This window comes from Desulfarculaceae bacterium (genome assembly GCA_020444545.1).
Lineage (GTDB): Bacteria > Desulfobacterota > Desulfarculia > Desulfarculales > Desulfarculaceae > Desulfoferula.
The window spans coordinates 818,470-838,847 of the sequence record JAHLKT010000002.1 but is presented as its reverse complement, the minus strand read 5'-3'; the positions used below and the strand labels follow the sequence as shown (position 1 = coordinate 838,847).

At 55.1% G+C, this 20,378-nt stretch carries 26 protein-coding genes; 15 read left to right on the top strand and 11 right to left on the bottom strand.

Features of this window, described 5'->3' with window-relative positions; all coding sequences use genetic code 11:
* Positions 1 to 202 precede the first annotated feature (202 nt).
* The 9 genes from KQH53_08455 to KQH53_08415 all read right to left on the bottom strand — a co-directional run bounded on the left by KQH53_08455 (position 203) and on the right by KQH53_08415 (position 5,113).
* Complete coding sequence (locus KQH53_08455; GenBank protein MCB2226696.1) at positions 203 to 682, bottom strand: MaoC family dehydratase; 480 nt, start codon at positions 680 to 682, stop codon at positions 203 to 205.
* A 298-nt stretch (positions 683 to 980) separates the two neighbouring features.
* On the bottom strand, positions 981 to 2,033 hold the full coding sequence (locus tag KQH53_08450; protein MCB2226695.1) for a tyrosine-type recombinase/integrase: 1,053 nt from the start codon (positions 2,031 to 2,033) through the stop codon (positions 981 to 983).
* Positions 2,034 to 2,041: 8 nt separating this feature from the next.
* The gene (locus KQH53_08445) at positions 2,042 to 2,332 is read right to left on the bottom strand and encodes a hypothetical protein (protein MCB2226694.1); all 291 of its coding nucleotides are present in this window, start codon (positions 2,330 to 2,332) and stop codon (positions 2,042 to 2,044) included.
* A 5-nt stretch (positions 2,333 to 2,337) separates the two neighbouring features.
* Positions 2,338 to 3,219: a hypothetical protein gene (locus tag KQH53_08440; GenBank protein ID MCB2226693.1), complete on the bottom strand. Its 882-nt coding sequence runs from the start codon at positions 3,217 to 3,219 to the stop codon at positions 2,338 to 2,340.
* A 73-nt stretch (positions 3,220 to 3,292) separates the two neighbouring features.
* Positions 3,293 to 3,658 carry a hypothetical protein gene (locus KQH53_08435; protein ID MCB2226692.1) on the bottom strand — a complete coding sequence of 122 codons (366 nt, stop codon included), beginning with the start codon at positions 3,656 to 3,658 and terminating at the stop codon, positions 3,293 to 3,295.
* A gap of 2 nt (positions 3,659 to 3,660) precedes the next feature.
* On the bottom strand, positions 3,661 to 4,116 hold the full coding sequence (locus KQH53_08430) for a hypothetical protein (GenBank protein ID MCB2226691.1): 456 nt from the start codon (positions 4,114 to 4,116) through the stop codon (positions 3,661 to 3,663).
* Complete coding sequence (locus KQH53_08425) at positions 4,100 to 4,339, bottom strand: hypothetical protein (protein MCB2226690.1); 240 nt, start codon at positions 4,337 to 4,339, stop codon at positions 4,100 to 4,102. Before KQH53_08425 ends, KQH53_08430 begins: the two co-directional genes overlap by 17 nt.
* Before the next feature lie 2 nt (positions 4,340 to 4,341).
* Positions 4,342 to 4,617, bottom strand: a complete 276-nt coding sequence (locus KQH53_08420) for a hypothetical protein (protein MCB2226689.1) — start codon at positions 4,615 to 4,617, stop codon at positions 4,342 to 4,344.
* Entirely contained in the window at positions 4,610 to 5,113 is a 504-nt protein-coding gene (locus KQH53_08415; protein ID MCB2226688.1) for a hypothetical protein, read from the bottom strand. Before KQH53_08415 ends, KQH53_08420 begins: the two co-directional genes overlap by 8 nt.
* Positions 5,114 to 5,405: 292 nt before the next feature.
* On the opposite strand from KQH53_08415, the gene KQH53_08410 reads away from it, so the two are divergent.
* The 5 genes from KQH53_08410 to KQH53_08390 all read left to right on the top strand — a co-directional run bounded on the left by KQH53_08410 (position 5,406) and on the right by KQH53_08390 (position 10,966).
* A complete protein-coding gene (locus tag KQH53_08410) occupies positions 5,406 to 5,657 on the top strand; it encodes a hypothetical protein (GenBank protein MCB2226687.1) in 252 nt (83 codons plus the stop codon).
* A 94-nt stretch (positions 5,658 to 5,751) separates the two neighbouring features.
* Entirely contained in the window at positions 5,752 to 6,213 is a 462-nt protein-coding gene (locus KQH53_08405) for a helix-turn-helix domain-containing protein (GenBank protein MCB2226686.1), read from the top strand.
* Positions 6,214 to 6,349: 136 nt separating this feature from the next.
* On the top strand, positions 6,350 to 7,594 hold the full coding sequence (locus tag KQH53_08400) for a DNA cytosine methyltransferase (protein ID MCB2226685.1): 1,245 nt from the start codon (positions 6,350 to 6,352) through the stop codon (positions 7,592 to 7,594).
* Between the two features lie 5 nt (positions 7,595 to 7,599).
* Positions 7,600 to 10,032, top strand: a complete 2,433-nt coding sequence (locus KQH53_08395) for an ATP-binding protein (GenBank protein MCB2226684.1) — start codon at positions 7,600 to 7,602, stop codon at positions 10,030 to 10,032.
* A gap of 10 nt (positions 10,033 to 10,042) precedes the next feature.
* The gene (locus KQH53_08390) at positions 10,043 to 10,966 is read left to right on the top strand and encodes a response regulator (protein ID MCB2226683.1); all 924 of its coding nucleotides are present in this window, start codon (positions 10,043 to 10,045) and stop codon (positions 10,964 to 10,966) included.
* Between the two features lie 21 nt (positions 10,967 to 10,987).
* Here KQH53_08390 and KQH53_08385 read toward each other — a convergent pair whose 3' ends face one another.
* Positions 10,988 to 11,410 carry a very short patch repair endonuclease gene (locus KQH53_08385; GenBank protein ID MCB2226682.1) on the bottom strand — a complete coding sequence of 141 codons (423 nt, stop codon included), beginning with the start codon at positions 11,408 to 11,410 and terminating at the stop codon, positions 10,988 to 10,990.
* Positions 11,411 to 11,743, bottom strand: a complete 333-nt coding sequence (locus KQH53_08380) for a hypothetical protein (GenBank protein MCB2226681.1) — start codon at positions 11,741 to 11,743, stop codon at positions 11,411 to 11,413.
* Positions 11,744 to 11,903: 160 nt separating this feature from the next.
* On the opposite strand from KQH53_08380, the gene KQH53_08375 reads away from it, so the two are divergent.
* The 10 genes from KQH53_08375 (at position 11,904) to KQH53_08330 (ending at position 20,368) form a co-directional block, all read left to right on the top strand.
* Positions 11,904 to 12,314 carry a hypothetical protein gene (locus KQH53_08375; protein MCB2226680.1) on the top strand — a complete coding sequence of 137 codons (411 nt, stop codon included), beginning with the start codon at positions 11,904 to 11,906 and terminating at the stop codon, positions 12,312 to 12,314.
* Positions 12,315 to 12,450: 136 nt separating this feature from the next.
* Positions 12,451 to 13,446, top strand: a complete 996-nt coding sequence (locus KQH53_08370; protein ID MCB2226679.1) for a winged helix-turn-helix domain-containing protein — start codon at positions 12,451 to 12,453, stop codon at positions 13,444 to 13,446.
* Between the two features lie 99 nt (positions 13,447 to 13,545).
* The gene (locus tag KQH53_08365; protein ID MCB2226678.1) at positions 13,546 to 13,815 is read left to right on the top strand and encodes a helix-turn-helix domain-containing protein; all 270 of its coding nucleotides are present in this window, start codon (positions 13,546 to 13,548) and stop codon (positions 13,813 to 13,815) included.
* A 39-nt stretch (positions 13,816 to 13,854) separates the two neighbouring features.
* Positions 13,855 to 14,328: a hypothetical protein gene (locus KQH53_08360; protein ID MCB2226677.1), complete on the top strand. Its 474-nt coding sequence runs from the start codon at positions 13,855 to 13,857 to the stop codon at positions 14,326 to 14,328.
* A complete protein-coding gene (locus tag KQH53_08355) occupies positions 14,325 to 15,608 on the top strand; it encodes a phage terminase large subunit (GenBank protein ID MCB2226676.1) in 1,284 nt (427 codons plus the stop codon). Before KQH53_08360 ends, KQH53_08355 begins: the two co-directional genes overlap by 4 nt.
* Positions 15,608 to 16,252, top strand: coding sequence for a hypothetical protein (locus KQH53_08350; GenBank protein ID MCB2226675.1), 645 nt, complete (start codon positions 15,608 to 15,610; stop codon positions 16,250 to 16,252). Before KQH53_08355 ends, KQH53_08350 begins: the two co-directional genes overlap by 1 nt.
* 4 nt (positions 16,253 to 16,256) lie before the next feature.
* Entirely contained in the window at positions 16,257 to 18,173 is a 1,917-nt protein-coding gene (locus tag KQH53_08345; GenBank protein ID MCB2226674.1) for a hypothetical protein, read from the top strand.
* Positions 18,142 to 18,342, top strand: coding sequence for a hypothetical protein (locus KQH53_08340; protein ID MCB2226673.1), 201 nt, complete (start codon positions 18,142 to 18,144; stop codon positions 18,340 to 18,342). The genes KQH53_08345 and KQH53_08340 overlap by 32 nt, the downstream gene beginning before the upstream one ends.
* Complete coding sequence (locus KQH53_08335; protein MCB2226672.1) at positions 18,339 to 19,466, top strand: hypothetical protein; 1,128 nt, start codon at positions 18,339 to 18,341, stop codon at positions 19,464 to 19,466. Before KQH53_08340 ends, KQH53_08335 begins: the two co-directional genes overlap by 4 nt.
* A gap of 26 nt (positions 19,467 to 19,492) precedes the next feature.
* A complete protein-coding gene (locus tag KQH53_08330) occupies positions 19,493 to 20,368 on the top strand; it encodes a DUF5309 domain-containing protein (GenBank protein ID MCB2226671.1) in 876 nt (291 codons plus the stop codon).
* The last annotated feature ends 10 nt before the right edge of the window (positions 20,369 to 20,378 follow it).

Sequence of the window (20,378 nt, the reverse complement as noted above, 5' to 3'; positions counted from 1 at the left end):
CTCGTTGCCCTGCAAAAGCCGCGGCTGACCCTTGGCAAGGCGCTGGCGAGGCTTGCGTTTAAGCGTGGATTGGGAAGAAGGCATGCGCGGGGCAGCTCCTTTGTGGGTTGGGTACGTGATGGGGCGTTGCGGCCCTAGTTAAAAAATAACACGAACCCGGGTCCCGGGAAATCAGCGTGTAAAAGTAGTTGAATGGGGCGGCCTAGTTGCGTCCCCGGTAGGAGATGAGGTTCAAGGCCATCATGCTGCACACCGGCTGGCGCGCCTGGTTGAGCAGTTCGCAAAAGGAGAACAGCACGCCGCGGTCGGGCTTACTTTTGGAAGGCTTTACCTTGTGCACCGTGATGCGCAGCCAAAGCTGGTCGCCGGGGTGCACCGGCCGCATCCAGCGCAGCTCATCCACCCCAGGGCTGCCCAGGCTGGCCTGGCCCGGGAGGTAGTGCTCCACGAACAGGCGCATGAACAGGGCGCAGGTCTGCCAGCCGCTGGCGATGAGCCCGCCGTAGATGGACTCTTTGGCTGCCTCGGGGTCGGTGTGGAAGGCCTGGGGGTCGTACTTCAAGCCGAACTCGATGATTTCGTCCTGGGTCAGGCTGATGGGCCCGAACTCGTAGACCGCGCCTTCCACGTAGTCTTCCAGATAGCGTTCTTCCCGGTTCTTGCTGAAACTCTCAGGGCTCATCAGGCTGCTCCTTGCTCCGTGGGCTGAGTGGGCAATATAGCACAATTGGCCCGGCCCGGGGCCCGCCGGAGGGGAGGGGAATTGAGCAAAAACTGGAATGTCTGGGACAGGCCCGGCCGCACGCCGGCGGGGGCAAAAAAAGGGGTTAGGCCTTGCGACCTAACCCCTTGATATTTTTGGTGGGCTGCCAGTGAATCGAACACTGAACCTACGGATTAAGAGGTCCCCGCTATCGCCAAGTAACTGATTGATATCACTAAAAAGTGATTTTTGGTGATCCCAATTTGTGCCAGTGTGCCTATTCGTGGAAGGCCTTGTACAGCTCATCATAAAGGTCTGCGACCACCGCCCGGGAGTAATGCATGACGGTGGAGAGCTGGGCATGGCCCACCACCTCCTGGACGATCCGGGCGGGGACTCCCCGGCTGAGCATGTAGGTGATGGCCGTGTGGCGGAGGTCATGCAGGCGGGGGATCTCCAGGCCAGCCTGGCGGGCGGCCGCCTTGAACCAATGGGTGAGGGTGTCCGGGTGCACCGCTACAGCGTGCTTGCGGTTACGGCCTCGGCCGGCCACGTGGAAGGCGAAGACCGGGCCCACGTCCTTGCGCTCCCCCAGGGCCTCCACCGCCTTGGGGAGCAGAGGCACCATGCGTTGCTTGTCGCCCTTGCCGGTGACCATGGCGGCCGGCTTGGGCTCCCAGGTGATGTCCTCCCAGTGAAGGGAGTGGGCCTCTGCCCGACGGCAGCCAGTCCAGAAAAGGAAGATCCACAAGCGCCGGCGTTCGGGATCCTGCTCGGCCTTGAGCAGGGCCTCCACCTGGTCGGGCGTCAGGTGGCGGGGGAGGCGTTTGGGCTCCTTGATCATGTCGATCTCAGGGGCGCGCTCTATCCACTCCCAACGGGCCGCTTTGCGTAGGAAGGCCCGGGCGGCGCGCAGATCCGCGTTGACTCCGGCCGGCGTGACGCCGGCGGCCAGGCGGTGGGCGGCAAAAGTAGAGAGCTTGCGGGAGGTCAGGGATCGGAGCAGGCAACCAGGTCCGGCAAAGTCCCTGAGGGCCCGTAGGGAGCACTCATAGCGGCTGTGGGTGGCCTCGGCCACCTGGCCGGCCCAGGAGCCGTCTTTGGTGCGCCCGCCCAGGGTGGCCAGGTATTCCTCAATGGCTGAGCCCAGCTTGATGCGCGATGGGTCCATGAGGCCAAGCCGGCGATTGCGCCGGGCCTTGTCCATCTCGTCCACCACCTTCTGGGCCTGGGCCTCGGTCCTGACCTTGGGCCCCAGGGACTGGCGATGATCCCTCCCGTTTTCCCACCAGCGGACGTACCACCGTTTGCCGCGCTTAAATGGCTTCATGCCCATGGTCATAGCCCGGCGCGGTTGATGGCGTCAAGAGCGGCCTCCTGCAGCTCCAAGAGGCCTGATTTGCGTAGGTGATACTCATGGAGGCTGGGGCCGTGGAAGAACCACTCCCCATCACCGCCCTTGGCCCGGCCGCGTCCGTGCTCTGGGTTTTGGTAGGCCCAGATCTCGCCCTTGCCGGCTAGCTTTTTGAGCGTCTTGATGCCGAGGCCCGAGGCCTCGGCGGCGGCCTTTAGACCGCGGATCCAGCCCTGCAGCTTGGGGGGTGTTTCCAGGAGGGAACTGGTGTCCATGATGCTTACGGCCCAACCTTTTCCAGGGGCGCGATGTTGCGCCACTCAGGGTCAACCTCTTCCCTGCGGGGGAAACAGATCCGCCAGATCCAAGGGTTGGCTCGGTGGTCATGCTCTCCATCGCCGTGCATCCGATCCCAGAGCTTGAAGTAGTAGAAGCGGAACATGTCAATGAAGCCCTGGTCCATGCCGTCCGAATCGTCATATTCCGGGTGCGGCTTGGTGAAGATCTCTCGGTAGGGATCGGCTTCCAGGAAGGCCCAGTCTTCCTCGGTAGGATCGGCCGAGTAATCCGGGTAACTCATGATGCCTTCGTTGAGGGACTGGTCAAAGGTGATCTCTCGGAGCCGCTGCACCTCCGCGCCCTGGTGGGGCACCCGGACCCGGGCCGCGAACATGGGCATGAAGATAGAAGGCAGGCGGTCTTTACTCCACCGCCACTTTAGCCACTTTTCCTCGTGCAGCTTGAGGCCCAGCTCTTCGGCAATGGCGGGATCCACTTCCACCTTGCGGCCGTCCATCTCATAGGTGGCCAGGTCGCCCTCCTGGACCAGGGCCTCGGAAAAGACCAGGGTGTCACCTGGCCGGCCATAGGGACACCAGTAGAGGGCCCGGGAGAAGACCTCTTTTAGGGCGGCCTCGGTGGGCTGGGAGTGGATCCCGGTGTTCTTGGTGCGCTGCCACCACCAGCCGGTCGCTGCGAACTCGGTCTCCTGCTCGATCTCCCGCCACTCTGGCTGGGGCCGGATCAATCGGCGGGTCTCTCCTTTGCGGTTGTCGGCCCAGGCCCGCATGCTGTCTTTGCTCATGGGGATGCGGATCACCTTACCCGTGGGTTCACAGAGGATCTTGGTGGCCAGGGGAGGGGACCAGGGCTCGTGAGGCATGAGGCTTTCCTTAGGCAGGATGTTTGAAGGGCCGGGGGCGAGGGGCAGACCACCGCCCCCGGCCGGTGCATGGTTAGTGGCGGGTGGCGATGGGCCAGGGGATGTCAAGGATCTCCCGGGCCCGCTTGATCAGCTCGGCCCCGCGCAAGGTGGGCGGTTTCACCGGATCCTTTCCGCCCCACCAAAAGGCGGGATCATCACCGCCGCGCCAGGCGATGCATTCAATGTCAGGACCTGCCAGGCCGGCGAAGCGGCCGAACTCCTGGGACACAACTTCCTTGAGCTGGCGGTTGTCCAGGCCGTATTGCCGGCGTGCATCCCAGCGCTGCAGGGAGCCGGCTTGGCAGTGCAGGGCGCGCCAGAGGCCGCGCTCCATGGTCCCCTTGAGGGGAGGCAGGGGCCGGTACTGGGCAGGATCAAGAGCAGTGGCTTGCTGCATGGTCACACTCCGGCAAAGAGGACTTGCTGGGCTGGGGTGGCCAGGGCCGGCACGGGCTCGCCTTCTCGGGCAAGGCGAGGGTTGGCCAGGATCCAGGCCCAGGGCTCGGTGGTGGGCTCGCCGGCGTTGTAGTGATCCTCCCAGGTGTAGATGCAGCCAGGAGCCTGCAGGTCCTGGCAACCGATAAGTTCCACCCAGCCCACGTGGCCCTGGGCTATCTGTAAGGTCACGGAAAAATCATGGCCAGGTTTACGCCGTTGCTTGTGGGCGGCACGGATAAGGCAGTTGAGGCGGCGCTTGAAATCGGTGCGCCGTTGGCTGGGCACCTGCATCACCTTGATCAGGCCCCGGTGGCGAGTGGGGGAGGGCATGGGCAGCAAACTGACCAGGCCCAGCACCAGGGCCGCGCCCCAGGGGGTGGGCAGGATGATCTCGGGGATCTCAGGCAGCGCGCTCACCTTGCTTGTCCTCGTATCTACGCCGAAGCTCGGCAAAGGCCAGGCGAAACTCCACGATCAGCTCCCGCTCGAATTTGGCGGGGCCCAGGGCCATGGCAGCGGGCGTGAGGTTCATCAGCTGGATGTCGATGAAGCCGAAGTTGGCCCGGTCCAGGGAGCGGAGATCGTCATCCCAGTAGGAGTCCCGCTCCAGGTCGGCCCCGCCGGCGACAATGACGCCCATGGTCAGGATCTCGCCACGGTCTGGAAGGTGGTAACGCAATCCAGGCAGACGTAGAGGTCCTTGCCGTTGTCATCGCGGCCCACGCACTCCCACCCCTTGGGAGGCAGGCCTTGATCGCTCCAGGCCCAATCAGTGCACAGGCAACAATGGAAGCGGTGATCACCGGCCTCCAGGCGGGAGATGACGATCTCCTGGGCCTCGATCTTCTGATAGGCCTGCTCCAAGGCTTCCAGGAGGAACTGCCCCACGCTGGCGCTTGCCTTATCGGTCTTAGGCATGGCTGTCCTCCCTGGGGCGGGCCAGGGCCCGGCTGGAGGCTATGATGCGGGCCACGTGTCCGGACAGGGCAAAGCCGGCGGCCTCGATGCGGCGTTGCTCGCTCCTGGTGACTAGGACGCCTGCCTCTGAGCCGGGATCCACGGCGGCCACGGACTCGGCTCCCAGATCGCCGAAAGCGCGGGCGGCGGAGCTGACGTCAAGGATCACGCTGCAGCTGCCTGGATTGGAGGGCAGGGGATAGAGGGCATGGCCCAAGGCGCGGGCCATGATGTTCAACGGGGCCAGGGCGCGCTCAGCCGGCAGGAGCTGCTGGGCATGGTTCAGGGTGGCGATCAGGTCGCGGGCACGGAAGCAGGCTTCACGGTCATGGGGGATCGCCATACGACGGAGGTAGCCGGGCTTAATGCCCAGAAGCTTACCCAGTTCGACGGTGCCCACCTGGTGCACCACGTCGTAGAGGGCCTGTTCAAATTCAAGCTCGCTGTGCTTTAGCATTTGAGCTCCAATCGCCAATTGACGCCGGACCGTGAGATCGGCGAGAGTTCAACATGGAGAAGATTGCGCGGCGCCAGGTTAGCGTTGTTGTCCCCCAAGGGGGGGACGGCCGCCGGCGGGCACTCCGGAGGGGTGATATCGGAGCGCGCCGCCAGCGGCCGTGGGTAAATTTCAAGGAAATTCGATTGAACGATTGATCGAATGAAAGATTGCGCGATTGCGTAATCTTGAGGTATTCTGCTGCAACTGCCCGGCTTCACTGCTAAGCCTCGGGCCGCAAGGGGGGTTCCGCATGGGCGAAGAGCCAGTTCTCTTCAAGCCCGGTCAGTTCGGCTACCTTGCTCCTGATGCGTTGATTGAGTGGAGTCCGGTTTCTCCCGCGCACCACAAGGGAGACTGTGGTGCGGTCGCAGTTGCAGGCTTCGGCAACATGGCGTTGTTCATAACCATGTTTGCGGAGGGCCAGATTGATGCGCCGGGGGCCGGGTGGCTCCTGGAGCAGCCTGTTACGGGAGAGCGGTTGCACGTTCCAACCTCCGAGTGAGCAAGCGAAGGGGTGAGCGTGTGATCAATCGATGAATTGAAAGTAAACGATCGTTGACTTTGCGTCAAGTATTTTTTCTTGTCTGAGGTTTTTTTTGGCTAGCAAGAACCAGCATTTTGGAGAGAAGCTTAAAGCCTGGATGGATATCCAGGAAATGAATGCTCCACAACTAGCTGATATTTTAGGTTGTTCTAAGACTGCTGCATATCAGTATAAAGACGGCAGAGTGCCGGAGTGGAATTTTCTCTTGAAATTGAGCAAGGTCATGGGGGAATCTATCGAGGACTTGCTAGATCCTCGTGTGGGGACCTCGATCGAGGAAGAAGGGGGGAGAGCCTGGATCCGATTACCGCGTGGACATCCCACACTCAAGAGCAGAGAGCGAAAGCTCCTTGAGGATGTCGTAGACATCCTAGTTCTTGACGGGCCTGCCGGCGTATACACCAAGATGATTCAGCAAGCTGTGGAGACCGGCAAACACGGGGTAGGCACAGAGAAGAAAATAGACGGGCCCTGCTCGGAGAAGAAGAAGGAAGGTCGAGAAAGCCAAGGCTAAGGGTGATAGACGGGGGGCGAGCGGGGCTATGGAAGCCCCGTAGGCAGTAGCATTGGTCGTGGTGCGTGTGGTTAGGAGGTATTCACCGCAACCTAATTAAGTTAAGTTGCGGCTGTAACCGGAAAGGTTGATCTCGATGCTGTTTGTGGACCTATTTGCGGGATGCGGTGGGCTCTCGCTTGGTTTGATGCAAGCAGGTTGGGATGGACTTTTTGCTATAGAACGATCTGAAGATGCCTTTTCCTCCTTGAAATTTAATTTGATTGAAGGAGAGAAATATTCATTTAAGTGGCCATCGTGGCTTGAAGTTAAGAATTATGAGATTGATGAGTTTCTGAAGACTAACAGGAAAAACCTCATAGATATGAGGGGCGAGATAGACTTGGTAGCTGGAGGCCCCCCATGCCAGGGCTTCTCGCTGGTGGGTAGGCGTGATCCCCATGATCCACGCAACCAATTATTCAAATCTTACCTTGAAATCGTGAAGTTACTTTTACCCCGTTTTTTGTTGTTTGAAAATGTTCAGGCATTCACTGTCGGGTTTCAAGATTCCAAAAAAAATAAAAACAGAGAGCGCTCTGAGCCATATGACCAACTTATAGCATCATCATTAGCCGAGATAGGATATAAAGTATTTAAGGAGGTTATACGGTCAGCTGATGTTGGAATCCCTCAAAGAAGAAAGAGATTCTTACTCTTAGCAATTGCTAAAGAGGATCCAGCTTTAATGCAAATTGGTGAGGATTCGCCATTTGATATTTTTAGGGGATATTTAAAGCCATTTAGGGCTTATAAAGGTTTGCCGCCGGAGGGTGATATTACGGTGGGCATGGCGATTTCAGACCTAGAAACCAATGCTCACAAGTTAATTTCGTGTGTCGACACAGACCAATCTGGTTTTATGCAAATTGACTACAGCGCTCCAAAAAAATTGAGCCCATATGTGTCCCTAATGCGTCACGGGATGAATGGTGATATGCCTGACAGCCTCAGGCTTGCCAACCATCGAATTAAAACAAAAAATAAATTTAAAAAAATACTGGACACCTGTGTTCACGGTAAAAATCTTTCATGTGATGATAGGGCTAGGCTTGGAATAAAAAAGCATGCATTGATGCCTCTAGCAATTGATCAACTCTCTGCAACTGTTACGACACTGCCAGATGATATAATCCATTATAGCGAACCAAGAATCCTTACTGTGCGAGAAATGGCAAGATTGCAATCGTTTCCGGATTGGTTTTCCTTTTTAGGGAAATATACTACAGGAAATAAAAAGAGAAAATCTGAATGCCCAAGATACACGCAAGTTGGTAATGCAGTCCCGCCATTGCTTGCTGAAGCGTTAGGGAGGACCCTGGCTAGCCTGGGTAATTGTTAGGGGATATGGCAGAAAAATTACATTTTATCGTTAACGCTGAATTAAAAAGCGTTATAGGTAAGGACCTAATTAATAATGACAATATTGCTGTATTAGAGCTAGTTAAAAATGCATATGATGCTGGCTCTGATAAGGTAAAAATATATTTTAATAATACTAAAAGCGCTGAAAAAGAAAGCGGTTTTATAACGATTGTGGATTATGGCTGTGGGATGGATTTAAATGACATAAAGGAGAAATGGTTAAATATTGCTTATTCTGAAAAAAAAGAAGAAAAACTAAAAGACGGCAGGAGAATGGCCGGCAACAAAGGAGTTGGCAGGTTTTCATGCGACAGGCTTGGCTCAAGATTGGATATGTATACTTTAAGACAAGGTGGGGAATGTATTCATTTGCCCATTGAGTGGCGTGAGTTTGAAAATTCAGCGAAAAACAAAGAAATTGGCCACGTTGCACTTGAATACGAAATAGTTCCAATCGCTTTGTTGAAAAAACTGGCCGAAAATAGCCAGTTTAAACATGGTACTATTCTTAAAATTACCAAGCTTGAAAGTGAGTGGGGTGAAGATAAATTAATAAAGCTCAAGAGAGAGCTAGAAAAGTTTATAAACCCACACCAAGCCGTTGATCTGCAATCATTTGACATTAGATTGATATGCCCTGAATATGCTGATAGCGATTCAAAAAAAGAAAGATCACAGAGGATTAACGGGCCTGTTTTAAATAGCATTTATGATGATTTGATTGAAAGGACATCATCAATACATTCTAGGATTGACAAGGAAGGTGAGCATATAACAACTACGTTATATCATCGTGGCGAAGAATTATTTACAATAATTGAGGAAAACGACTATAAGAGTGTTTTGAAAGATATTGAAATACATGTGATGTATCTCAACCAATATGATAAGGCACTATTTACCAGGAGAATGGGTTATCAGGTCTTGTCCTTTGGATCCGTTTTTTTGTTTTTACATGGGTTTAGAGTTAGCCCTTATGGAGAACGCAACAATGACTGGCTAGGTTTGGATAACCGAAAACAGCAAGGATATGCGAGATATCTTGGCACCAGGGAAATTTTCGGTCGAATAGAAATTAATGATGAGACACCTGGTAGATGGAGGATAATTTCAAACCGAGAAGGTATAGTGAACAATGAGGCCTTTGAAAGTTTGACAGATCCTACTGACGGCTTCTTTTATAGAGTTTTTAAAAAATTAGAGAAGTATGTTATCCAAGGATTAGGGTGGGATACCTTAATGATGACCGATAAGGAGCTGGAAGAGAGACTAGTTAACCAGAAATGGATAGTTAAGTCGGAGCTGCCTTACAGAAAAGAAGAGAAAGAGAAAGAAAAAGATGTTTTAAGCTTTATTCAAGATATTATTGTTGCGGGTGGAACCAAACAGGCCAATATCCAAGCATTCGAATTTGACTCTTCACTTGTAAAAATGCTAGCAAATCAAGAAAAGGATGCAATTGCAGATTTTTTTAAAAAATTTCAAACTTTCATTGAAAAAAGCGAAAACCCAAAAGATATTTTGGAAAATATTAGTAAGCTCAGAAATATGCTTGAAGAAGAGAAAGATTTAGTGGCAAAATACCGCAAAGAGAGAGACGAGGCGAGAGAAAAAGCAAAAAAATATCAAGAAGAAAAAAAGGAAGCGGAACAAAAGGCAAAGTCTGCTGAAGATACTGCTCACAAGGCACAATATCAAGCGCAGAAATATGAAGAAGAAAACTTGTTTTTAAAGGCTGAGGCTAGCCAAGACCTTGAAGATGTTGTTGATATGCATCATCAAATTATTGCATGGGCCGAGTCTATCTCAAAAGATTGTCGACGAGCATTAAAAAATTTAAAAGATACCCACGCTATAAAAAACGAAGATAAGACTGTAAAGGCCATAGAAAACATTGAAGAGCAAATAAGAAGAATAATTCAATTGGCTAGCTTTGCAACCAAGAAAAATTTGAGACTAAATGCGGAACCAAGAAAAGGAGATTTACTTGGATTTATTAGTGAATACCTTGATCATAAACATGAACTTAAGCCTATTAAATTAATTAAAACACATAACATGTTGAATTCCGATAAGAATAAATATATGTCATACTTCAAGCCTTTGGAGATGACAATACTTGTCGATAACATTGTTAAAAACTCTAAAAAGGCAAGCGCAAAAAATATATTCATTGAAATTGAAAAATGCGAAAAAAATAAATTGACTATTATTTTTGATGACGATGGTAAGGGCCTTGACAAAGAAATAATAAATGCGTCCGACATTTTTAAGCGTGGTTTCACTACCACCGACGGATCTGGAATAGGACTTTATCATTCTATGAATACTGCTAAGGAGATGGGTGGGACTCTTGAAGTAGTGGAGTCTAAAAGAGGTGGTATGGCACTTAGGTTTACCGTTATTCGTAAATAGGTGGGGGTACATGAATCTTGTATATAAAGTCCTTTGGGTAGACGACCAACCGGTAAGCATTAGGGGGTCGGTGGAAGAAATAGGAGAGCACATAGATAAGCTTGGGTATGAGCCAAATATTACTGTATTAACTCCAATGGCCGAACGTGAGTTAGATGACGCAATAGAGAATAAATTGTGGAATTTAATAGTTGTTGACTACAATTTAACTAAAGAAATGTCTGGAAAAGATTTTATTACAAAGATTAGAGAAAAGGGAATAATCGCTTCGGTTGTGTTTTATTCAGCTGACCCTGCTATGGTTGAACAGGAAATTAAAAAGTCAGCTTTAGAAGGAGTATATTGGGCTAGTCGTGATGATGAGTTAGAGGAAACTCTAAAAAACGTAATAGAATACACTTTGCGGATTGTAATGAATGTTAATTCTATGCGTGGTTTGGTCATGGCCGAGGTGGCCGAGATGGATTATGACATGGAAGATATTATAAGAGCCCATCACAAAAACCTAGACAATGGTGGGAAACAAAAAATCGAGCTAGACATTTATAGGAGAATTGAAAAATCTAATAATGATAGAAGTAGCCAGATCAAAAGGATTGCTGAAGAGCTTTCACTCGAAAAATGTCTTGATTGGAGGGTGATTGATTCTGATAAACGGCGTAGAACTACCCAGAAAATATTAGGTCAGTGCAAAATTGACGGGGATGAATTTTCAGTTTTTTCGAATTGCCAGGGGGTATTGGGTAAAAGAAACTTTTTGGCCCATGGCAGGACAATGGTTGAAAATGGCCTAGAATTTGTGAAATTTGGCGAACAGAAATTCAATTTGCAGGAAGCGCTGGACTTGAGGAACGAACTCCGGAAACAAAGGGCAAATTTCAAAGAACTCAAGGCTTTGATTGAGTCGTACCATAAGGCTGATAAAGGACAATAGTTTATATTTTTAAACTGGACATTAAGATATAATTTGATTTTTCAATTCTTTCTGGAGAAAATTGGCAAGATCGCTTAAATTGTTTAATTGACATTGCCATATTATTAGTACATTCCAGCCCATGCGTTTTAATTTGTCAACATTGTTGGCATCCCTTGACACGTTCGTTTTGAGTTTAGTTTCCCAAAAAGACCGGTTTGTCTCTGGAATCCTACCGTCCTTGCAATTTTTATGTTGATGCCAGAAACAACCATGTACAAATATAACTGTTGAGTATTTTGGCAATACTATATCTGGCTTGCCTGGTAAATCTTTCCTGTGCAGCCTGAACCTGAATCCCATCGAATGTAGTAGTTTTCTGACAATAAGCTCTGGCCTAGTATCTGTAGAATGTATGCTAGCCATTAAATGGCTTCTTTGTTTTTTGGTGAGGTGGTCTGTCAATTAATCATCCCTCGAAATATTATCTTTATCTAAAACGATGTTTTGGTACCGCCAAATAATTAAAATAATGATTGTTCCGAGTACGAGAATACCTAAAAAGATTTCGAGTATACATAACAACTTTGCTGCAATGCTGACTGGAACAATGTCACCGTATCCTATGGTGGCAACTGTAACTATGTTGTAATATAAAAAATCTAAAAAAATACTCCCCGATTTGTTAGTGATATTAAATGCATTATCGTCAAACTTAAATAACATAATTTGAAAAATTGAGAAGGAAAAAACGGTGTCGATATATGCTTTGAGGAAAGAAACAAACAACCCTCTCAATAGAACGTATCCCTTGTGACTATGTAGTGATAATATGTGTGCTGAAGCATATGCATCGTATTTTATGATATCATCGTAAATTCTATTTTTAACGACACTGAAGAGGAGATATGTTGATAACATTATGCCAGATAATATTATGTATATACTGGAGGATAAAATGGAACAATATGACACTACGATTGCCGCGACATATGAAAAGGAATTAGCTTGTAAAGTTAAAAAATTGTCTTCGCTATATGTCGTGAATTCGCTGGCGCCAAAGTATGATCCAAAAATGATCCAGAAAAAAGATGTGAGGTATAAGGCAATAATTGTTGGCCATATATATTTCTCAACTGTAATTATATTTTGGTCTTTGGGGAAAACGACTACTGCTGCAAGGATTAAGACAAAGGGGATGAAAACTAATGAATGTTTTACAGTCGTTAAAATTAATCGGTCATGGATATATTTTTGTTTAAAATATAATGAGGAGAGAATTATAAGCAGCGAGAAAAGTGGTGTGGCAACGTCTGCATGGCTAAGGATTATATTTATCATAGTAATTCGTTTCAAAATATATATGTAAAAACAATACGTCAACACAAAAGAGTAACCTTGACAATAGAAAATAAATTGATGTAATTTTCAAACGCGGCGCCGCAGGCGCCGGGTGGGGTCAGGGGTGGCCCTAGCAGAGGCCCGGCGGATGCGGGATGACCTGAGTGCCCAAAGGCACCACGGCCCCGGCAAGCGCTAACGGGGCCACAAAACAAGAAAAAGGCGGCGCGCGGGGCGAGAGCCCGGCAGCGCCGCGTAACTGTGTTCAGCTACCGGCTGCTTTATTGCACCCGGAGCACCAGGCCCGTATGGGCCCGGCGCTCTGGGTTTTTTTGTGGCTATGGCGGGAGGCCGGCCTGCAAGAAGGCGAGTGGGCCGGCGAGGTCCGCAACTCCCGGCCGATCAGGCTGGAAGAGATCGCAGAGGCTACCGGGATCCCCCTGCGCACCGTCAGAAGACACGTGGCCATGCTGCGCGAGGCCGAATACCTGGAGACCTGGAAGTCGGGTAGCGCAGGCCTGGAGTTCATGGTCTTTCTTTGGGACCCGGAGGCAGAGGAGACAGGAAAAAACATCCCGCAGAATGACCGTCCGGCCAAAAATGGCCGGACGGAAATCATTCCTGTGCGGCCAAATATGGCCGGACGGGATGAAAACAGCCCCCACGAGGGGCCAAATATGGCCGGACGATCCGGCGAACAAGATCCCGTCCGGCCAAATATGGCCGGACGCCACCCCCCCAGACCCCCCCATAAGGAATTTAATATTTCTAGAGAGCGTTCTCTTTCAAGTGAAGGCTCTCATGTAAGCGTTTCTAACGTACCAGCAGCAACAGAGCGCTTTAATACAACCGCTCCGGTTGAAACAGAGACCACCGGAGCGGGGCCCGACTCCCCCGTTGCTGGTCACAAGCCAGAAACACCAGGACTCGCCCGGGCGCGACAGCTCCTTGACCGGGTGCAGGCCTGGGAGCGTCCAGAGCTAACCCGAACCCTCCAAGACAAACTGGGGCGGCTTGAGCCGTGGCAGGTGGAACAGGCCTTTGAGTTCGTGTGGCGTCGTCACCGCCACCGGAACAAGGGCTTGGACTCACCGGCTGCGTGGTGGGCTTCCATGCTTGCGCGGGCGGCTGATGAGCTTGCACGGGCCGGCCCCGGATAGGTGCACTGGGACAAAGGGCAGTAATTACAGGCTAATTGGGATGGAAAAAACTTAAGAAAACTTAAGTGCCAGGGCCCCCCGGGCCGGGAGGAAAACGATATGAGTAAAGGCAACGGCTACGTAACCAGCGGCCAGATGGCAGAGGCCCTGGGCTGCTCCAGACGCAATATTTCCAGGTATTGCCTGGATGGTCTTTTCCCCGGTGCGTTCCGGACCATGGGCGGGCACTGGCGCATTCCCAAAAAATATTTTTCAGAGGCCAAGGGGGAAAAGGGCAAAGAAGATCGGCCAGTTCCAGACCAAACGGGACAACCAGGACAACCAGGCCAAACGGGACAACCAGGACAGCACCCCGTTGACGGCACTTAGCTTTAGCGTTCAGGCTCCGGGCCATAAAGGTGCACAGAGATGAGCCGCAAAGCCAAAAAGAAGCAATTCAACTGGACCGTGTTTCGCAGGAAATTCCTGCGCGCCTACATTGAGCTGAATGACCTGGGCAAGGCAATCAAGGCGGCGGGCAGTAAGTGCTCTACCGAGGCAAGCTGCCAAAGCTTGGGCAGCCAAATACTCAAGGAAATTAAAGAAAATGCCAGCTTCGAAGAAATCATGGAAGAGGCTGGACTGGATGTTTTCTCCATCGTGGGAACAGCGAAGGCAGGCGTTGAGGCGACCCAAGTCAACCTGTTTCAAAACAAGAAAACTGGCGAGATCACTGAATATCACGTCCCGGACTGGGGTGCACGGGCGCGATTCGTAGACATAATCATGAAACTGCGTGGCGGTTATCCCAAAAACCAGATGGAGCTACCCTTCGAGGTTCAAGACGGCCGGGTGATGATCACCGCAGAGTTCGCTTCTAACGCAACCGAGGAAGCCGCATGAGCGGGCGGCCCAGCGCGGTGGTGATCAAGCCGCCTCCCCACCGGGGTCAGCTGCAGCTGCTCAATTTCCTGACTACCCACCGATTCGTCCTGGCTTGTTGCGGCCGGCGCTTCGGGAAAACCATCGGCCTGCTCATGGACATGCTCCGGGAGTCGGTCAATTACCCCAACATCAACGCCTGGTGGGTCGACGCGATCCACTACCTGGCGCGCCGGGCCTTCCGGATCATGAGCAAGGTGGTGGCCGCGTCCTACCTGGCCACCCCGGAGAACATCAGCAAATCAGAGCTTCGGATCGAGCTGATCACGGGCAGCGTGATGGAGTTCCATAGCGCCGAGCGTGGTGACCGGCTGCGCGGCGAGGGTGTGCACCGGGCCTATCTGAACGAAGCCAGCCTGATCAAGGCCGAGCTTTGGTACGAGGCCCTTTACCCCATGCTCACCGACACAGGCGGCCGGGCCGCCTTTGCCTTCACGCCCAAAGGGCAGGGCCACTGGACGTACAAGGAATTCCTCAAGGGCCAGAGCGCGGAGTCACCTGACTACGCCTCCATCCAGCTCCCCACCAGCGCCAACCCGCACATTGATCCGAAGTTCATCGAGGCGGCCAAGAAGGACCTGCCGGCCGAGTCATTCCGCCAGGAGTACTTGGCCGAGTTCCTGCCGGACAGCTCGGGAGTGTTCCGCAACATCGACGCCTGCACCAAGGGCGAGCTGGACAGCCCGCACACCGTGCCGGTCAACGGCCCCTACGCCGGCGGGCTGGATCTGGCCAAGCACGAGGATTACACGGTCCTGGACATCCTGGACGCCCGGGGCCGGCTGGCCTGGCATGACCGTTTCCAGCGCCAGAACTGGCCGGTGATGAAGGCCCGGATCATCGAGGCGGCCAAGCGCTACCGGGCCCACCTGGTGGTGGAGTCCAACAGCATCGGGGACGTGATCATCGATGACCTCCGGGAAGCGGGGGTCAGCTGCGAGGGGTTCGCCACCACGGGCAGCTCCAAGCAGGGCCTGATCCAGGGGCTGATGACCGCCCTGGAGCAGAGCCTGATCACCTTCCCGTCCATTCCCGAGCTGATCATTGAGCTGAAGATTTTCGAATATGACCGGCTGCCCTCGGGGGCGATCCGCTACCAGGCGCCGGAGGGGGCCCATGACGATGAGGTCATAGCTCTTGCCCTGGCGGTGCGCGCCTGGCGCGGGATGAGCCGGGGCAAGGATGACGACTGGCTGGACGGCGCGGACCTGGATCAGGTGCTGGGTAGGAGGGCGGCCTAATGGCGCAGGTAGCTGAGAAGAAGCTGGAGATCTTCCTGGAGTCCGAGGGCGTGGCCCCGGCGCCGCTCTCGCGTGTGTGGGGGGCGGTGATCTGGCCCGGGAACACCAAGGGCTATGCCCTGGTGGGGGCCCAGGAGAAGACCAGCAAGCGGGTTCACCTCCTGGCCGAGGCGGCGGAGCGCGACTGGGAGAAGCTTACCCGGCGGATGGTGGACCTGGGCAAGGGGTTTAAGGTGAGCCGCTGGCTGCAGGAGTCCGGCAGCGTGGGTGATAGCTTTCGCAACTTCGCCAATCGACTCTGCCGGGAAGAGATGCTGACCAAGCCCACGGGCTGGGGCGGCTTCGAGACGCTTCCCCTGCAGCCGGCTCCCCAGCAGGACGCTCCTCAAATTGCTCTGGGCCTGGCCATGGGCTTCATCAAGGGCGGACAACTTGTGTCCGGGCCAGGCCTGGAGCTTTTCGAAAAGCACCTCAGGGTGGCGGCGGGCATGAGCTACCAGGAAGTTGGAGAGGCCATGGTTGAGAGCCTATTTGCTTTTCACGCTCTGGTTTTTCTGATCAGCGCCTTTCACACCTGGCAGGTCCAGCCCGCCCGGGAAGAGCGACCCATCGACCGCACCCGCGACAGTCTGACGGGAGTTTGACACCTTGATCAACCTGCCCAAAGAGCAGCGCGAAGAGCTGGAGCGCCACCTCAAGGCCCAGAAGGACGCGGCCAAGACCTGGGATGAGGCCAAGGCCAAGGACCGGGACAATGCCTGGCAGCTCTTCCTGGCCGAGAAGCTGGGCAACGAACAGCCCGGCCTCTCCCAGGTGGTGAGCCCGGATGTTCGGGACGCGGTGCTGACCGTGCTGCCGGACCTGCTGGAGATATTCTTCGGCGCCGGGGACGCAGTGACCATCAAGCACCGGCGCACCGATGCCATGGAAGCGGCTCGGCGTATGCGGGCGGTGATTCGCTTCCGGCTGCAGCGCCAGCTCAACATGTTCCTGACCGCGCATGACTGGTTCTGGGACGCCCTGGTCAATCGCAACGGGGTGCTGCAGTACTTCTGGGACTTCCGCTTCACCTGGGAAGAACGGGAGTACGAGGTGATCACTGCCGAGGATCTGGCCGAAAAGCTTTGGGACGGCGGCGAGGTCCTGGAGCAGGGGACGCCGGAGCCCGGGCCCGACGGCCAGCCCCTGGGCTGGCGGGACGCCAAGGTCAAGGAGCGGGTGATCCACCGGGATCAGCCCATGCTCAGGGTGATCCCCCGGGGCAACTTCATCATCTCGCCCGATGCCACCAGCATTGACGACGCTGGCTTTGTGGCGGTGCGCGACTACCCCCAGGCTTGGCAGCTCAAGCAGGATGCCGAGCTCTACGGCTATGACATGAGTGGCGTGGAGGCCACCGAGCCGGAGCAAAACGAAGAGCAGGCCACGGCCCACGCCGAGCGGGACCGGGAAGATCCCATGGCGGCGGCGGAGTGGAGTAAGAAGCACGGCCGGCGCGAGCGCTGGATCTGCTACCTGCCTTGGGAGCTGGACGGCAAGACGACCAAGGTGGTGGTCACCCTGATCAATGACAAGGTGGTCCACGTCGCCGAGAACGTGTTCAAGCGTCCGCCCTTCATTGACATTACCCCAGCCAGGTTGCCTCACCAGTTCGAGGGCATGAGCATGGTGGATCTGGTCAAGCAGTACCAGCACATCAAGACGGCCCTCTACCGCCTGTCCCTGGATTACCTCAGGGAGAACGTGTTCCCCCAGACCGTGGTGGAGCGGGATTCTGGGGTCAATCTCAACAGCATCACCATGGGCCGGAGGCTGATCGAAACCGACGTTGGCAAGTCCGGCGCGGTGAAGTACCTGGACAAGCCCAACCTGGACATGGGCGCCTTCCGGCTGATCGAGATGTTCGAGGGAGCCAAGGAGCAAAGCTCCGGAGTCACCCGGCTCAACCAGGGCCTGCAGGGCCGGAGCCTGAACAAGACCGCCACGGGCATGATGGAGCTGATCCAGCAGGCCAACAAGCGGCTCCGCCTGATCGCCCGGCTCTTCGCGGAAATGGGGCTCAAGCCCCTGTACCGCGCCCTGATCTGGATGGAGCAGGAGTTCGGGGATCGGGAGCTGGTGGTGGCGGTCTCCGACTCCGAGGATCTGACCATCAAGCCCGGGGATCTGGGCGGTGACTTCGACCTGGTGGTCAACGTGGGCGTGGGCAACACGGACCGCAACCTGACCATCCAGCAGATGCAGACCCTGCTCAGCCAGATGGCCCAGCTCTCGCAGGTGCCCGGCGCCGAACGCATGGTCAACATCCGCCATATCTACAACGCACTCAAGCAAATCATCGAGGCCATGGGCTTTGACCCCAGGCTGTTCACTGACGATCCGGACCGGGAGGAAACCGGTGGAGCAAGGCAAGAAGGAGGCGCTGGAGCAGGAGATCGCCGAGCGCTGGCAGGAGTTGCAGATGGCCGAGGAAGCCAAGGCGGCCCGGCGGTTTTTGAGCAGCTTTCTGGAGAAGCGGCGGCGGGAAATCTTGGTGGAGTTTCAGCACCTGGACAGCCTGGATAAGGACGCCTTCCTGATGGGCGCCCTGGCCGTGAAAAGCTCCCTGGGAGCGGTCGACTCCCTGGCGGCGGACCTGGAGCACACCATCAAGCGGGGCGATGACGCCCGCTTCACCTTGGTCCAGGCGCGCCAGGAACTGAGCCAATTAACCGAAACGGAGGAAACCCAATGACCATAGAAACCCCGACCAACCCGCAGGGACAGGCCCCGGAGGCTCAGCCCAACCCGGCAGAGCCCGGCGCCCAAGTTCCGGACGGGAGTGCGGGAACCGACGGCGATGAACTCGCCGGGCTGGTTCAGCATCCCGAGCTGGAGGACACCACTCCGCCAACGGGAGCCGAGGCCGGCAGCCCCGCTTCCGGGGAGCCCGAGGACCCGACCGGGGAAGGCCAAGCCGCCCCAGGCGACGGGGAAGGGCCACCCCCGGAGGCGGGTGACTTCAAACCCATCACCATCACCTACAACGGCAAGCAGCACACCATCGATTCGCCGGACAAGGCCACCGAGCTGATCCAGAAGGGCCTGGACTACCAGGTCAAGATGCAGCGGCTGGCGCCCCACCGGGGCAACTTGCAGCTCCTGTATCAAGCCATGAACGATCCCAAGAAGGCGGCCCAGCTCAAGGCGATTCTCACCGGCCAGGAGGATTCGGCCCAGGGGCCCAAGCCGGCCACCGCCGGCGCCGGCCAGGAGCTGGAGATCGATGACAACCTGCTCATGCCGGTGGAGGGCCCGGACGGTCAGACGGTCTACGTCAAGCCGGATCCGGCCGCCCTCGACTGGATCAAGCAGGTGGTCAACCACGTGCTGAAGCCCCATCTCTCGCAACTGCAGGGCCAGGGGCAAGAGCAGAGCCAGCAGACCGGGGATCCCTACGTGGGCTCCCTGGTCCAGCAGGCCAAGGAAGGGGAGTTGTCGCGCTACATCGATGCCAACTACCCCGGGAGCGCTTCCTGGCAGCAGGCGCGGGATCTGGTCATCGAGGCCATGACCGCCGACGGCATAGGCCCGGGCCATCCGGGCAACGACGATCCCAACACCTGGCTGAGTTACTACATGCGTCTGGGCATGGCCGGCAAGCTCCCCGCCCGCGAGAGCGCGGAGCTGAAGACCACGCCCAAGACCCCCAACAAGAGCGAGCTGAAGGTCAGTGCCGGGACTCCGACTCCCAGCCTGGCCAAGCCGCCGGACACCAAAACCAGCGAGTTGGTGCTCAAGGCGATCACGCCCGGCGCCGACGATATCGACTTTGACGCGGCTATCGAGGCCCTGGTTACCCACCCGGACTTGAAGTAGCCGTCACCTCATAAGGAGACAATTTTATGGCCACCGTTCATGTTGACGATTTCTCGACTGTAAAGCGAGATCTCACCGACCTCATCACCAACATCAGCCCGACGGCCACGCCGTTGCTGACCATGCTGGGCAAGAAGTCGCGCAAGGCCATCAACACCCTGGTGGAGACCATGCAGGACTCCCTGGCGGACGCGGCCGAGAACGCCCACGTGGACGGCTCCACCTTCAGCGAGGTGGAGCACACTCCGCCGGGCGTGACCCAGAGCTACGCCCAGAACTTCCTCAAGTGGGTGATCGTGCCGGACACCCTGCAGGACGTGCAGATCCAGGGCATGAAGAAGGCCTACACCTACTTCTCCAAGAAGGCCATGAAGGAGATCGCGCGCGACATCGAGAAGGCCCTGATGAGCCAGGTGCCCCAGGGTCCCCAGCAGCCCCGCAAGCTCACCGGCCTGACCAGCGCGATCACCACCAACGTGATTGACGCCGGCGGCGCCGAGCCCCTTACCGAGGACGGCTTCAACGATCTCCTGCAGCTGGCCTGGGACGAAGGCGGCGAGCCCTCGGTGGTGTTTGTTAACAGCATCCAGAAGCGGGTGATCAGCCAGTTCACCGGCGGCACGGTGAAGAACATCGACGCCGCCAAGAAAAAGCTGGTGCTGGGCGTGGACTACCTAGACACCGACTTCGGCGAGGTTAAGGTGGTGCCCACCCGCTACCTGGCCCACTCCGAGATGCTGGCCATCGATCCCAACCTCTGGGAGCTGGCCTGGCTGCGCCGGGTGGAGCACGTACCCATGGCCAAGGACGGCGACCGCACCCGGGGCATGATCCGCGGCCGACTGGCCCTGGGCGCCAAGGAAGAGAAGGGCAACGCCTTTTACAAGGGCCTGACCTACTAAGCGGCCGGAA